The organism is Rhodothermales bacterium (genome assembly GCA_040221055.1).
Taxonomy (GTDB): domain Bacteria; phylum Bacteroidota; class Rhodothermia; order Rhodothermales; family UBA10348; genus 1-14-0-65-60-17.
Genome location: JAVJVN010000014.1, coordinates 1 through 15,062, shown reverse-complemented (window position 1 = coordinate 15,062; position 15,062 = coordinate 1). Strand labels below are relative to the sequence as shown.

Genomic DNA, 15,062 nt, shown 5'->3' with positions numbered 1-15,062 from the left:
CCCGCCCGATGTCAACTTTCCAGACCACACAGCGCATCAAGTTTCCATGATCGAACGATCCGGCGCTACCACTCCGCATGCCATTCCGGTTGAAGAGGACGTCGAAAAGGCGCTCCGACCCAAAACCCTGGACGATTTCATCGGCCAGCAGCAAATAAAGGACAACCTGCGGATTTTCATGACGGCCGCCCGCCGCCGGGGCGAATGCCTGGATCACGTATTGCTGTCCGGTCCGCCGGGGCTCGGCAAGACCACCCTCGCCTACATTATTGCCTCGGAAATGGGCGCCCAGGTCAAGACCACCTCGGGTCCCGTGCTCGACAAGCCGGCCAGCATTGCGGGGCTGCTGACCAACTTGAACGAAGGCGACGTGCTGTTCATCGATGAAATCCACCGGCTCTCGCCCGTGGTGGAAGAGTACCTCTATGCCGCCATGGAGGACTACCACATCGATATCCTGATTGACTCGGGACCCAGCGCGCGCAGCGTCAAGATCACGCTGCCGCCCTTCACGCTCGTGGGGGCCACCACGCGGAAGGGCTTGTTGACCTCGCCGCTGCGCGCCCGCTTCGGCATTGATTTCCGGTACGACTACTACACATCGGATGTGCTGACCGACATCGTGCGCCGCTCGGCCGGTATCCTGAAGCAGCCCATCTCGGACGAAGGCGCCATTGAAATTGCGCGGCGCTCCCGCGGCACGCCGCGGATTGCCAACCGGCTGCTGCGCCGCACCCGGGATTTCGCCGACGTCGAGGGCGACGGCCGTATTACGCGTGACGTGGCCGACCACGCCCTGAACGCCCTGAACGTGGACCGTGAAGGCCTGGACGACATGGACGCCCGGATCCTGTTGACGCTCATTGAGAAATTCCGCGGCGGCCCGACCGGGTTGAACAACTTGTCCGCTTCCGTCGGCGAAGACGCCGGCACCATCGAAGAAGTCTACGAACCCTACCTCATCCAGGAAGGCTACATTGAACGCACCCCCCGCGGCCGCACCGCCACACCGATGGCGTACAAGCACTTCGGGCTGACGCGGCCGCCGGCGGATGAGGGTGGGTTGTTTTCAGGATAAATGTAACCTGGCAGGTTACATTTAGAACGCACCATGCACGACGAATCGAACGGATATGAGGCCTTGAGCTCGGCATCCGCACACTCCTGATCCCCTGCCATGCTCCACATTGCGCTGCATTTCCTGATCCCGATGTTCGTTGCCGCCCTGTTCTATCGCGGGCGATGGCAGAATACCGTGTTCATCCTGATTGCGACCATGCTGGTGGACCTGGATCACCTGCTGGCCAATCCGATCTACGATCCCACACGCTGTTCCATCGGTTTCCACCCGCTGCACACGATTCCGGCCATTATTGTATATGCAGCGCTTTTCGTGGTGCCCCTTTTTACGGGACGTCGGGCGACCGGCCCGGAGCCTGATGGTCAACAGACACTGCCTGCTTCGGCACGGGTCGTGCATCTGGTGGGACTCGGCCTGCTCATCCACATGGCCCTCGATTGGCAGGATTGCTTCTGAGGTCCGTCGGTGCACTATTGAGAATGGTCCTTTGTGGAACCGGCCTGTATCCTGTGCGGAATGGCCTTGCCGGAACTGATGGATTCGTCTATACTTGGCTGTCGACCGCTCAGCGTCCTGCGTACCGGTGACCAATGGTGCGCGTTCGGCAGAATACCAGTTCTGCACTCTCTGATACCCAGGATCCAGTCATGAAGAAAATAATATTTGCACTAGAACGCATTCTCGAATCTCAGAGTTATCTGGGACTACTGCTACTGAGGCTTTTTGTCGGAGCTAGACTCTTTTACGGAGTCATTGACAATATTCTCAGCTGGGATCAGATGGTGGAGTTTTCGGTCTTCCTAGATAACTTTGGTTTTCCTGCACCGATGGTCAGCGCCGTAATATCTGTTTACGTTCAGTTTTTCGGGAGCATGGCCATCTTACTTGGCTACAAGATCCGTTTAGCATCTCTTTTCATGATCGCGAATTTCTTGATAGCGTTGGCAATGGTGCATTTTCCGGCCGGGGATACGTTTGAAGCCATGACTCCTCCATTGGCGATGTTATTTGGAAGTATCGCATTTCTATTTCTTGGAGCAGGAAAAGCCTCACTCGATAGACGTTAATCGACCTCGAACAGCGAGAAGATTTAGGGAGGAGTTACTCTGAAATCAACTGTTCTTTCGGCGCAGAACAATCGCATTTTGCGGTCTCGCAGTTCTGGCGTGCTGGCATAAGGCCAGTTCCTTTCTGGCAGGGGGCATTAGCTCGCTGCAAATTGCCCAGCCGGTATGCACCCTCGGGAAGATGCCGAGGAGGTCGTCGTGGATCTTAAGCGAGTGAGCAACTTTGTGTTGAATAGGGTGCCTTGTATCCGGTTGTCAATCACTTCATCGGACAGGCGCACCATTGAAAATCTTCAAGCACATCCTCCTCACCCTCCTTCTGTTCATTGCTTGGTCGGGAGCCATTCTGTACGGGGTTTCGACCGGGGCCATACTTTGGCCGTTGACAAGCAATGACGCTCCAGAGGCCTTCATCCATGAGGTAGAACAGATTGTTGCAGAAGAGCGCGTGGACAACTTCGCCCTCATTTTGATGGAACGGGGGCAGCCGGTGGCTTCACTCTTTCACTCCGACTCGCAAACCGTGGATGAGAACGCCATTTTCCCCATGGCGTCAGTAAGCAAGTGGGTAACGGCGTGGGGCATACTGAAACTGGTTCAGGAGGGCGTCCTCGATCTTGATGTGCCTGTCGAAACGTACTTGACGCGCTGGAGTCTGCCGCCGAGCGAATTCGATAATCAATCCGTATCCATCCGGACATTGCTCTCCCACACATCGGGACTGGTTGATGGCCTGGGATACGCCGGATTCGGCCCAGGCGAAGAAGTGCAGACCATCGAAGCATCCTTGACTCAAGCTTCAGATGCACCATGGTCAGATGGAAAAGCCATCGTTGGCCTGCAACCCGGTACTCAATACCGATATTCAGGCGCCGCCTATACGCTCCTTCAATTGGTGGTTGAGGAGGTGAGCGGGCAGACGTTCCAGGATTATATGGATGAGCATGTCCTGCAACCACTGGGCATGCATCAATCGACGTTCGAGTGGTCCGACAGTACGCCATTGGAGCGCGTGACCCGATTGGATGGTGAAGGCAATCCAAAACCGTATCGCCGTTTTACAGCCTTGGCCGCCGCGTCGCTACACAGCACACCTTCGGATTTGGTGCGCTTCGTCGAGGCCAACCTTGGCGACAATCCAGTCTTGTCGACGGAGATGCTCGATGAGATGTATACCGCCCAGGCCTTCAATAATGGGATTGGCATTCATGCGCTCGGCCCGACGCTGTTTGCTCGAAACAGCAAGGGCGTCGTTATTTCCGGTCACGACGGTTCTGGTGATTTGCTGAACACGGCCGTCCGCATGGACCGATCATCAGGAGACGGCATTATCGTATTGGAAACCGGGCATCCCAACATGGCTTCGCGTCTCGGAGACCACTGGATTTTCTGGAAGACCGGAATTGCAGATTATGTCGTAATCACCGAGAACAAGACGTGGATCTTCTCTCTTCTCATTGGCGGATACATCATGATCGTATTGGCAATGGTGCGGAGGATGCAAATCATTGATAACAACACCAAACTCCCGACCTGAATGAAAGGACCCGACCCGCGTACCGTCCACCCGATGGAGGGGTTCAGTCAACTGTGTTTCATCAAGAACACTGTGACCAACCCTCAGATTGTCGTGGGGGATTACACCTACTATGATGACCCGGAGGATTCGGAGGATTTTGAGCGCAATGTCCTCTATCTCTTCCCGTTTGTCGGCGACAAGCTGATTATCGGAAAGTTCTGTGCATTGGGCCGGGATGTGAAGTTCATCATGAACGGCGCCAATCACAAGCTGGATGGTTTTTCGACCTATCCGTTTTTCATTTTTGGCAACGGGTGGGAAACGGCAACCCCTCAACAGGGGGAACTGCCCCACAAGGGAGATACCGTTGTTGGCAACGATGTCTGGATGGGCTATGAGTCCCTGGTCATGCCCGGGGTGACGATTGGAGACGGGGCCATCATCGCGTCCCGCTCTGTGGTGACCTCCGATGTGCCGCCCTTCGCGATCGTGGGAGGAAATCCGGCCAAGGTCATCCGCCAGCGATTCTCCGATACCGTGATTGAAGCCTTGCTGGAGCTGGCGTGGTGGGATTGGGATATCGAGAAGGTGAGTCGCAATCTCCCGGCCATCGTGTCCGCCGATATCGACAAGCTGCGAGAAGCGAAAGCGCAATAAACGACGCGACCCATGAGATTTCTGATTCTTTCTGCCTTGCTTGCTGTCACGATGTCCGTGACGACGTCTGCTCAGCCGTCCAGGACATCAGATGCGCAACTGATCCACAGCGAGGTGTTGACGTACGAACTGCAATACTGGGTCTATACGCCTCCCGGATACGATGCGTTGGATGAGCTTCCCGTGCTTTATCTGTCTGACGGGGCGTGGTACAAGGACACGGGAAACATGCCGGCAGTCCTGGACTCCCTGATCACGGCCGAGCTGATGGAACCCATTGTTGCCGTCTTCCTGGATCCACGGATTCCCGGATATGAGCACCTGAGCCGTCGCAATGCCCAGTACTTCTGCAACCAGTCGTTCATCCGGTTCTTCACGGAGGAACTGATTCCGACCATTGACGGCGCCTACAGAACACGTGCGGACCGGAATGCCCGCACGATTGCCGGCCTCTCGTTCGGCGCTCTGAATGCGGCCTGTTTTGGCCTCTACGCCCACGATTCGATTGAAGGCATTGCCATGCAGTCGCCTGCGACGCATCCTGTCCAGTACATCCATCCCGCCTATGCGGACTCTGCGCGGCTTCCGTTGCGCATCTTCATGTCTTCCGGAGATCGACAGGACAACGAGGCCCGGACCCGGGCTTTCCGGGATATCCTGCGGGACAAGGCGTATCCCATGAAATACATTGAAGTCCCGTTCGGCCACACGTGGGACAACTGGGGGCCACTCCTGGACGACCTGTTGTTGTATTTCTACGGTCGGGACGCTGCCAACTGATCCATTGGCACCGTCACTTGTGATCGCGTATCCTTTGTGGGGAGGCTGATTCACCTGCCCGATACTGAACTTTGAGCCTCACAGAGATAAAATGCCAACAGGTAATGCAATGGAATCAAACTCGACGAAACTGGGTGCCATGCGTGCTGTCGCTGGTGCTTTTGGTGGCTTTGTATTGGGAGCACTCACGGGTCTTCTCGGGGAAGCCGGGGTGCCGTATTCACTGTCGTTCGGGTTTTTCTGTGCGATTGCGGGGCTCCTTGCTGGAGCGGTTGGACACGTATTGTTCGCACGAGTTGACCATTCGGCCGCCATTCGATCGATTGGCAATTACGCCATCATTGGGTCCGTTTTCTTCGTCAGCATGAGCCTTGCAACCCCGGATTCCATTTCCGTCATGATGGGTGGAGTTCCTGGGCCGCTTGCTTCATTGGTTGCCGGGTTCGTCGGCGGAGCTGCCGGGGGTGCCACCATTTTGATCCTGCTGGGCGGCTACGCGGGTGCATCACGCGCGTGAATGGAATGGGACTCCTGACCTTCAGCATCAACGTGACCCAATTCCATGGGTAAAGCACTGCCCTCACCATGGCTCAGGGGACGCATCCCTGGCATTCCGCCGCTGCTGCAGCCGGTAGCGCATGCACTTGTCCACTCGGTCGAGAATGTGGAGGAGGCGCTCGGCGAGTTGCCGGCGTCTCGTTTGTGGTTCCAGCTGCATGGAGCCGCTTCTGTTGGATTCCATTTGCGGCATCTCGCGGGAAGTACCGACCGGTTGTTCACCTACGCTCGGGGAGCGGAACTGACGGATGAACAGACGGCGGCGCTGCGGGCGGAGCAAGGACAGCACGGCGACCTGCCCGCTGCAAGCACGCTACTCGAAAACTGGAAGCAGGTGGTTGATCGATCACTGGATCAGTTGCGGCAGACCGATGAATCGACCCTGACAGATGAACGTCTGGTGGGCCGTGCCCGGCTGCCTTCCAACGTGCTGGGCTTGTTGTTCCACGCGGCCGACCATGCGGCCCGGCATACGGGACAGATCGTTACGACCGTCAGGATGATCAACGGAGCCGCCATTGAATCGGACTTGACGTGACGGGCAGAGTCGAGGAGTAAGACGCGGGACAGCGTTCTATGGATTTCCCGGGTTGACCTGCGCCCCGTCTTCCGGACATATTTCTTTCTCAGGATGTCGGCGTAGATTGCTGCCATTCCACGCACCATCACCCCGATCTGGTTTCCAGCATATCAACTTCGCTTATGAGGGGACGAACCCTGCTGCTCGGCATGGCGCTTTTGGCGGGCGGGTGTGCGCCCGGGCATTCTCCGTCTGAGGGGGAGGATAATCTTCACGTCGGACCCGCGCCGCTCCTGTATGTCTGGGCCGGCGATCTGGACCAGCGCCCGAGTGATACCGACTTTCTCGCCGTCCTGGATTCGGATCCGGAGAGTCCGCAGTACGGGGAGATCATAGCCACAGCGCCCGCTGGCGCCGTCGGAACGAATCCCCATCATGCCGAGCCTGTTGCTCCAACCAGCGCTTTGTTGTTCGCCAACGGCTACCGGTCGGGTAGAACCTTCCTGTTTGACCTGGCGGTGCCCGGTGCGCCCGTTCTTTCGGCCGAACTCGCTCCCGTACCCGGCTTTTCCTTCCCGCACAGCTTTCTTCGTCTTTCGGACGGGGATTTGCTTGCGACCATGCAATACGGAGATGGAAGCATGCCCGGCAATCCGGGTGGACTCGCCAAATTCGATTCGGACGCCAACTTGATTTCCGTGACCAGTGCGGCAGATCCGGAATTCGAGGGCGAACGGATCCGGCCCTACTCGGTCGAGGCCATTCCGGAGTTGGACAGGCTGGTCACGACCAGCCGGACCATGAACATCTCGACCGAGCAGGCTGCCGATCTGGTGCAGATCTGGAGGCTCTCAGATTCGGCCCTGCTGAACACCTTGCGTGTACCACGGGTCGAACCTGCCGATGGCCCGGAGTGCGTGCTGGGAATCGGAGAACGGTGCCGGGCGGAACAGTATCCGGCGGAGGCTCAACCGTTTGAGAGTCGTGCCATGAACGACGGTTCCGTCATCATGAATACCCTGATGTGCGGCCTGTATCGTATAAGCGAAATCCATACTTCTGAACCTGCCATTGAATTGGCGCTCAATTATCCGGATTTGTTAGGTTGTTCGGTGCCCGCGGTCATGGACGATTTCCTGATCCTGCCGGTCATGTTCAGCGAGACCATCCTGGTCATTGACATCTCGGACCCGACGGATATCAAGGAGGCCAGTCGATTCAATACCCCGGGCTATCAGCCCCATTGGGCCGCAGCGGACCCGGGCAGCTCAAGGGTCGTGGTCACGTCGTCCGGTCCGGCAGCGACGCACACGGTGCTCATGTTCGAATTCCATGCGGGCAGTGGACTGTTGACGCTCGATGATGCGTTCGGATCGCCGGAGTTTCCAAGGGCCGGAGTGTCCTTCTATCGCGAGAACTGGCCCCATGGCCAGACCGGTACGGCAATCCCGCACGCTGCGCTGTTCGGATACCGGTAGCGGGTGACGACGCTTCTGCACGCTGCACTCACTTGGGCCGCGTACATTGGCGAGGATCCCCTGTCTGTCAGATACCCGCCCGTCATGCGTACTGTGTCCACCGTCTGCTCGCAACCGGTCGTATTCACGGCCCCGGCCTTCCGCGCTTTCTGCGCCTTCCTGGTCATCCTTTCCTGTCTGGCCTTTACGCCCGCGACCACCCTCGCTCAATCCGGATCGTATGGGGTGGCGGTGGTACTGGACGGCGGCGAACTCTTTGTGGGCGAACCCAATACGTCGTTCCGCGAAGGATCGGTCTACATCTACGAGCGCTCGGCCTCGCGGTGGGCCGAAGTCCAGCGGCTGACGGCGCCCAACGCCTCCCGGGCGGACGGTTTCGGCACGGTCCTGGCCAAACATGGCGCAACACTCGTTGCTGGCCAGCGGGGCGGCCCTCTCCACGTGTTCGAAAAAGGAGCAACTTCAGGCTGGCGACACGTCGGCATGGTCTCCGGGCCAGGCACCGCCGGACTCGAGCCGGAATGCAATCACCGCGGATACTGCGGCACCGACTTCGGACTGACGCTGGCGCTGAACGAGGACTGGCTGCTGGCCGGGTCTTCAGAGCGCGTACATGCGTACCGGCGCGGAGCCGATGGCTCGTTCACGTATCACTCGGCCTTCCAGCATTCGAGCGCCACGCCGGAAGACCGGTTCGGGGCCACCCTCCTGCTGGTGGACGGCCGGGCCCTGGTCGGCGCGCCTGACTGGGATGACACCTCGGCCGGCCTCCAGAACGTGGGCCGCGTCACGGAATTCCGGCTCCTGGACGATACCTGGACCGAAACCGGGGTACTCCCCTTCTTTTCGGAATCTGCCGCATCGTTCGGCAGCGCCTTGTCCATGGAGAACGGCCAACTCCTGGTCGGCGCTCCCGGCGCCCACGGTACGCGGGGCGCGGTCTACTCCTTCACGCGGCAAACGGGACAAGCCCGTGAAGGCCGCCGCGACGAACCGTGGGCGCCGGAGCGCATCATCCAACTTCCCGACGGCCAGCCCGGTGACCTGTTCGGCAGCAGCGTGGCCCATGCCGCCGAGGCCATCTGGGTCGGCGCCCCGACATTGCGCGGCAATGAAACGGGCTCGGCGTTCGTGCTGGGCAGAAACGCCGACGGCTCGCTCGATACGCCGGAGCGCATCCAACTCACCGGCACCGTCGAACGCGATGCCTTCGGAAGCACGATCGTCGTCGAAGGCCCACAGGTGGTCGTGTCCGCCCCGGGCATGCATCATCAGGCGGGTGCCCTGAGCGCGTACGCGCCGAACGAAGAGCCGCAGCGAATGCTGAGCCCGCCCGACGTGCTGGGCGCCCTCACGGGTGAAGAACGGCAGTGCGTGGATGGCAAGATCGGGCCGTTCGACTGCGACGAAGTTGAGCTGCTGTCCTTCCTGCCGAACGACTACCTTCGGGCGCCCGAAAACGCCCGGGGTGTGCGCGTGAATGACAACTGGGGCTGGACCGATCCCGATACCGGCCGCGAATATGCCCTCATTGCCCGCACCGACGGCGTATCCTTCGTGGATGTGACGGATCCCCTGAGCCCCGTCCTGATCGGCGACCTCCCGAAACCGTGGGGCACGCCGCCCTCGCCCATCTGGCGGGACATCAAGACCTTCCGCAACCACGCCTACATCGTGGCGGACGGCGCGGGCGATCACGGTCTGCAGATCTTTGATCTCACGCGGCTGCGCGGGGTCACGGAGCCGCCCGCCCTGTTCGAGCCGGATGTGCACTACACCGGGATTGCGAGCTCGCACAATGTCATCATCAACGAGGACACCGGGTTCGCTTATACCATTGACCGGCCCACGTGCGGGGGCGGCCTTTACATGATGGACATCAACAATCCGCTGGATCCGGTTTTCGTGGGATGCGCCAAGGGTGGGAATCACGGCACGCACGATACGCAATGCGTGACGTACACCGGTCCCGACCAGCGGTATACCGGGCACGAACTGTGCCTGAATTCCAACGGTGCCGAATTCGAGATCATGGATGTCACCGACAAGGCCCATCCGGTCTCGCTTTCCACCGCCTCGTCGCCCGCGGCGGCCTACATCCACCAGGGGTGGCTGTCCGATGACCAGCGCTATTTCTACCAGAATGATGAGGCCGATGTGCTGCGCGGCAACGTGGACCGGACGCGGACGCTCATCTGGGACCTGGCCGACCTGGAGGACCCCATCCTGGTGAACGAGTTCATGGGATCCATGCCCGCCAGCGCCCACAACCTGTACATCAAGGATGGATTCATGTACCAGGCCAATTACCGGTACGGCATGCACGTCCTGGATATTTCCGATCCGGTGCATCCGGTGGAAGTCGGCTCGTTCGATACGACGCCGTATCTGGACGGTCCGGGCTTCAGTGGCGCGTGGAGCACCTATCCGTTCTTCGAGAGCGGGACGGTCATCGTGACCAGCAAACGCGAAGGCATGTTCCTGTTGCGGGGCAAGAAGAAGACGGAGTTGTAGCAACCCTGCAACTTTATTTCTTCTGCCTCGCATAATGTCCGCCATGTCGCGTTCCGATGAACTCATATTGCTGGCGGTCTGGAAGTTGCAGGAGAATGCCTACGGGGCATCCGTCCTGGACCACCTCCAGCAATCCACGTCCGAAGAGTGGTCCATTGCCGGGGTCTACGCGCCCCTGAAACGGCTCACCCGGGCGGGGCTGCTCCGGTCGCATACAGGTCACCCGACCGCCGAGCGTGGCGGCCGCCGCAAGCGCATGTACCGGCTCACGGCCAAGGGCGTCCAGGCCCTCGAACATGCCCGGGCGGAATACGATGCGATGTGGCGTGATGTATCCGGATTGGCGTGGGCCCCATGAATATGCGTCCACCCTTCATCCTTCGGGCCATCCTGGAATACTGCGTCCACCCGGCCGACCGCGACGAGGTCATGGGTGATCTCGACGAATTGTATGCCGCGTATGTCGGCTCGGACGGGCTGCAACGCGCCCGTGCATGGTACGTCCGCCAGGTCCTGGTCTCCGCGCCCGCTTTCATCCTGCAATCACTTGGCTGGAGCTCCGTCATGCTGAAGAACTATGCCACGCTGGCCCTGCGCACACTGAACAAGCAGAAAATCCAGGGTTTCATCAACCTGTCCGGCCTCACGCTGGGCATTGCACTTGCCGTGCTCATCCTGCTCTTCGTGCGCTACGAATGGACATTCGACCAGGTGCATGAGGGCCACGAAGACATCGTTCAGATCCAGGAATGGCGCGCCACCCCCGTCGGTGCCTACCGCCCCGGCAAAACGAACCTGTCCCTTCCGCTCTCGGATTTCCTTGCTGCGGACGTGCCCGGCGTGGCCGCCTCCACGCGGGTATGGGAGGATGAGGTGTTCGTGCGTCGCGACGACGACATTTTCGAGGCGCATGTGCTGTTCATCGATCCATCGTACCACACGGTGTTTCCGTTCCGGGTCCTGTCCGGAGACCCGCAGAGAGACGGCATTGTGTTGACGGCCTCCGCTGCCGAGCGATTCCTGGGCACCGAGGAGGCCGTCGGGGCCTCGCTGGAGGTCCGGGTCGGCACGACGTACCGGACGTACGATGTGGTGGCCGTCCTGGAGAATCCGCCCGCCAATGCATCCACCCAGTTTGAACTGTTGGCGCCCATCACGGACTGGATTCCATCGCGCTTTCCCCAGGCCGTGGACGCCTACGGTTGGTCGCTCGTGAAGACCTATGCCCGACTGCATCCGGATGCCGACCGCGCAACGGTCGACCATGCGCTCCTCCAGCACTTCGCGCAGGTGAATGGTGATTTCCTGGAGCGGCTGCAGGCCCGGGAGCCCGTCCCGGACGGCGTCCAGGCCTCCACATGGCGGGCCGTCCCGCTGTCGCAGATGTATCTCACGAACACGAGCGACCCCGCCTATTCGTTCACGCTGATCGGTCTGGGCATGGCCATCCTGCTCATTGCCTGCATCAATTTCATGACGCTGGCCATCGGGCGCAGCCTTCGGCGCAGCCGCGAGGTGGGCATCCGGAAGGCAGTAGGCGCCGTGCGTGGCCAACTCCTGGCCCAATTCTGGGGCGAAGCCTTCTTCATGACGGTACTGGCCACGCTGCTCGGGCTTGGGCTGGCCTGGTACCTGCTGCCTACGTTCAACGACCTGACCGACCGCGCCCTGACGTTCACGCTGCTGGAGGACTGGAGCATTCCGCTGGGTGTGCTGGGGATTGTCGTCCTGACCGGGCTCATTGCCGGATCGTACCCGGCCCTCGTGCTGTCCTCATTCCGCCCCATCGATGTCCTCAAGAGTCGCGTACGGGTTTCCGGATCGAACCTGTTCACGAAGGGGCTCGTGACCCTGCAATTCACGGTGTCCATCGTGCTCATTATTGCGACGCTGGTCATGCACCGGCAGGCCACGTTCGTCCGGGACCAGGATCGCGGGTACGAGACGGATCAGGTGGTGCTCATTGACCTGAACGGGCTGGACGGGCAGCAGGCGCGGGACCGGTACCGGGATGCGCTCGCCGGCGATGCGGGCGTCGTGGACATGACGCTGGCCAGCAACGCACTCGGGTACCGGGGAAGCTGGGGCTTCAACATGGACTACGAAGGGTCCAGCGTGACGGTGGATGAGCTCTATACCGATCATCGTTTTCTGGAGGTCCTGGATATTTCCATGCAGGACGGACGCGCCTTCAATCCGGATCTGGCATCCGACTCGGCGGCCGTCATCCTGAACCAGGCTTTCGTTGAGCGATTCGGTCTGGAAGACCCGGTCGGGAAGCCGCTTCCGGACTGGTATCCGGTGCAACCTTCACCCCTCGTGATCGGCGTCACCTCCAGTTTCCGCTTCCAGTCCCTGTATCAGGACGTCGGGCCGTTGATCATGTCCGTGGGCGGACCGGATGCCTTCCGGTACCTGTACGTACACCTGGCTCCGGGCCGGGTGGACGAGGTCATGGGTCGACTGGCATCGGTCTGGACATCGGTGTCGACCGACGTGCCGTTCTCCTGGGAATTCATGGACGAACGGATGGAGCGTGTGTACGCCATGGACCTGCGCTGGGGGCGCATCATCAACGTGGCTTCGGCCTGCGCCATTTTCCTGGCCCTGCTGGGTCTGCTCGGCCTCACGTCGCTGTCCATCCAGAACCGCACCAAGGAATTGAGCGTCCGTAGGGTACTCGGCGCATCGCGGGCCGGACTCGTCATGCTCATCTTCCGCAGTTTCTCCGGACTCATTCTCCTGGGATCGGTGGTGGCCGTACCTCTGGGCCTGGTCTTCGCCCGGAAATGGCTCGAGAATTACGCGTTCCAGGCGACCATCGGGCCCGGCATCTTCGTCGCGGCCGTGGGTCTGGTGTTCGTTGCGGCCTTCGTCACCATCGCCGCCCAGTCCTTCCGCACCGTGGCCACGGATCCGGCGACGGCACTTCGGGCGGAATGAGGAGCCGAGTGAGGGGCCGAACTTCTGGGGGTTGTGGCCCGATTCAAATGTAACCTGCCAGGTTACATTTAAGAGCGGGCTGGGGGACGGGGCTCGTGGCGTCGATAGGTGGAATAGACCTATATGGCCGCGACCCGCATCCTATGCGGAATGGCCTTGCCCGTACTCCCTGATTCGTCTATACTTACCTGCCGTTCACACTGCGTCCTATATGGCATTTGCCTGTGATGTACGTTCGGCAGAATGCTACGTTATACGACTTCAGGTCGTTGAAACTTCCGTCACGCTCGAGTATATACATTGTGTTGACAATGGAACACAGGGTGAATGACCATGGGAAAGACGGCTCACATCTCAACGCGGATCAACGCAACCGATAAGAAACAGGCTGAGGCTGTATTCAAGAAGCTCGGGATTTCGGCTTCCCAAGCAATCGCCCTGTTCTACAAGCAGGTATCACTTCGTCGCGGCATTCCCTTTCCTGTCGAGCTGCCCAATGAGGAGACGCAGCAGGCAATTCGAGACGCCAGGGAAGGCAAAGTCACTTCCTACAAGTCGATTGAAGACCTGAAAGCCAAGCTCTCCACATAGATGCTTTCGGTCAAAACCACCAAGAAGTTCGAGTCAGACTTAAAACGAATGCTCAGAGCTGGATACGAGCCTGAGTTGTTCTGGGCCATCGTGGAGCTCTTGGCAGAAGAAACTGCCATACCTGATGAGTTTCGAGATCACGAGCTTGAGGGGGAGTGGGCGGGGGTGCGGGACATTCACATTGAAGCAGATTGGCTCCTTCTGTATCAGGTTTCCGGTCAAGACTTGATCCTCGTCCGAACAGGCACCCACGAAGACCTGTTCTGAAGTCGTATAACAAGCGGATTTTGCGGGCTCGCTCCACCAGCATTGCTGGTCTTGGACGGTTACTTTCTGGTAGGTGGGCGTTAGCTCGCCGCAAATCCGCCAGCCGTTATGGCGCTACGCGGTCGGCTGAAACAGGCTTCTCGCTTTTAGGTTACAACCGGATAATCAGCAATTCTGAATCCATGTCGTACTTGGACCGAATTACCATAGAAGCAGGAAAGCGCGGCGGAAAGCCATGCATTCGGGGTCAGCGCATCACGGTGTACGATATTTTGAGCTACCTGGCCTCAGGGATGACGCAAGAGCAGATCCTTGAAGACTTTCCGTCTCTGTCAAAAGAGGATATTCTTGCCAGTTTGGAGTATGCGGCTGAACGGGAGCGCGTCACGGTTACCGCCAGCGCATGAAGCTGCTGTTTGACCACAATCTCTCCCAAAAGTTGGTTGAGCGGCTCGCCGACGTATTTCCCCTATCTGAACACGTTGCGAGAGTTGGACTTGCCAGTGCTTCCGACTTTGAAGTCTGGGACTACGCGCAAGAGAACTCGTTGACGATCGTGAGCAAGGACTCCGATCTGAGTGAAATCGGCATGGTTCGTGGCTTTCCTCCGCGCATCGTGTGGATCCGTAGGGGCAATTGCTCTACTTCCGATATTGAATCGCTCTTGAGGGATAGCGTGGATGCCATTTTCAGATTGGGGAGTTCGGCTCCTTTTGGAATCCTGATTCTGGCCTGAATCAAAGCATTACGCGCCATAACAAGCGAATGCTACGGACTCGCTAGGCCACCAGTGACTTCGGCAACGGAAGGGACGTCGATCCGAAAAACGGTCGATTTACACTATGCGGGTGTGGCTTGGATCGACTAGATTTCTGATAGGTGGGCATGGCTCGCCGTAGATTCGCGAACCAACATGCATTCTGACTGATGTTAATTCAAAGACTGATACCTAAGCTGAGCGATTCGTATTTGTGACGTGTCCAATATCGCTGATTTGTCTGTGATGAACCACGCCCCGGACGTTCCGGTGGCTCAGAGCCGGGTCAGCGTCCGTCCTGGACCCTCTTTCGGGCTTGAGACAGACCGG

Annotated in this window: 16 protein-coding genes; all 16 read left to right on the top strand. The window is 59.2% G+C overall.

Features of this window, described 5'->3' with window-relative positions:
- The first annotated feature begins 46 nt into the window (after window positions 1–46).
- The 16 genes from ruvB to RIE53_07655 all read left to right on the top strand — a co-directional run bounded on the left by ruvB (window position 47) and on the right by RIE53_07655 (window position 14,711).
- The gene (gene ruvB / locus RIE53_07730; GenBank protein ID MEQ9104574.1) at window positions 47–1,078 is read left to right on the top strand and encodes a Holliday junction branch migration DNA helicase RuvB; all 1,032 of its coding nucleotides are present in this window, start codon (window positions 47–49) and stop codon (window positions 1,076–1,078) included.
- 99 nt (window positions 1,079–1,177) lie between these two features.
- Window positions 1,178–1,537: a DUF6122 family protein gene (locus RIE53_07725; GenBank protein ID MEQ9104573.1), complete on the top strand. Its 360-nt coding sequence runs from the start codon at window positions 1,178–1,180 to the stop codon at window positions 1,535–1,537.
- A 191-nt stretch (window positions 1,538–1,728) separates the two neighbouring features.
- Entirely contained in the window at window positions 1,729–2,148 is a 420-nt protein-coding gene (locus tag RIE53_07720; GenBank protein MEQ9104572.1) for a DoxX family protein, read from the top strand.
- Between the two features lie 283 nt (window positions 2,149–2,431).
- Window positions 2,432–3,685, top strand: coding sequence for a serine hydrolase domain-containing protein (locus RIE53_07715; protein MEQ9104571.1), 1,254 nt, complete (start codon window positions 2,432–2,434; stop codon window positions 3,683–3,685).
- A complete protein-coding gene (locus RIE53_07710) occupies window positions 3,686–4,324 on the top strand; it encodes a Vat family streptogramin A O-acetyltransferase (protein MEQ9104570.1) in 639 nt (212 codons plus the stop codon).
- A 12-nt stretch (window positions 4,325–4,336) separates the two neighbouring features.
- Window positions 4,337–5,104, top strand: a complete 768-nt coding sequence (locus tag RIE53_07705; GenBank protein ID MEQ9104569.1) for an alpha/beta hydrolase-fold protein — start codon at window positions 4,337–4,339, stop codon at window positions 5,102–5,104.
- 139 nt (window positions 5,105–5,243) lie between these two features.
- A complete protein-coding gene (locus tag RIE53_07700) occupies window positions 5,244–5,621 on the top strand; it encodes a hypothetical protein (GenBank protein ID MEQ9104568.1) in 378 nt (125 codons plus the stop codon).
- A 45-nt stretch (window positions 5,622–5,666) separates the two neighbouring features.
- The gene (locus tag RIE53_07695; GenBank protein ID MEQ9104567.1) at window positions 5,667–6,200 is read left to right on the top strand and encodes a DinB family protein; all 534 of its coding nucleotides are present in this window, start codon (window positions 5,667–5,669) and stop codon (window positions 6,198–6,200) included.
- Window positions 6,201–6,364: 164 nt separating this feature from the next.
- Window positions 6,365–7,660 carry a selenium-binding protein SBP56-related protein gene (locus RIE53_07690; protein MEQ9104566.1) on the top strand — a complete coding sequence of 432 codons (1,296 nt, stop codon included), beginning with the start codon at window positions 6,365–6,367 and terminating at the stop codon, window positions 7,658–7,660.
- Window positions 7,661–7,744: 84 nt separating this feature from the next.
- Complete coding sequence (locus RIE53_07685; GenBank protein ID MEQ9104565.1) at window positions 7,745–10,174, top strand: choice-of-anchor B family protein; 2,430 nt, start codon at window positions 7,745–7,747, stop codon at window positions 10,172–10,174.
- A 43-nt stretch (window positions 10,175–10,217) separates the two neighbouring features.
- Window positions 10,218–10,532, top strand: coding sequence for a helix-turn-helix transcriptional regulator (locus tag RIE53_07680; protein ID MEQ9104564.1), 315 nt, complete (start codon window positions 10,218–10,220; stop codon window positions 10,530–10,532).
- On the top strand, window positions 10,529–13,117 hold the full coding sequence (locus tag RIE53_07675; protein ID MEQ9104563.1) for an FtsX-like permease family protein: 2,589 nt from the start codon (window positions 10,529–10,531) through the stop codon (window positions 13,115–13,117). The genes RIE53_07680 and RIE53_07675 overlap by 4 nt, the downstream gene beginning before the upstream one ends.
- A 333-nt stretch (window positions 13,118–13,450) precedes the next feature.
- Window positions 13,451–13,708, top strand: coding sequence for a type II toxin-antitoxin system RelB/DinJ family antitoxin (locus tag RIE53_07670; protein MEQ9104562.1), 258 nt, complete (start codon window positions 13,451–13,453; stop codon window positions 13,706–13,708).
- Window positions 13,709–13,975: a type II toxin-antitoxin system YafQ family toxin gene (locus tag RIE53_07665; GenBank protein ID MEQ9104561.1), complete on the top strand. Its 267-nt coding sequence runs from the start codon at window positions 13,709–13,711 to the stop codon at window positions 13,973–13,975. It begins immediately after the preceding gene.
- Window positions 13,976–14,157: 182 nt separating this feature from the next.
- A complete protein-coding gene (locus RIE53_07660) occupies window positions 14,158–14,382 on the top strand; it encodes a DUF433 domain-containing protein (protein ID MEQ9104560.1) in 225 nt (74 codons plus the stop codon).
- Window positions 14,379–14,711, top strand: coding sequence for a DUF5615 family PIN-like protein (locus tag RIE53_07655; GenBank protein ID MEQ9104559.1), 333 nt, complete (start codon window positions 14,379–14,381; stop codon window positions 14,709–14,711). Before RIE53_07660 ends, RIE53_07655 begins: the two co-directional genes overlap by 4 nt.
- Window positions 14,712–15,062 lie beyond the last annotated feature (351 nt).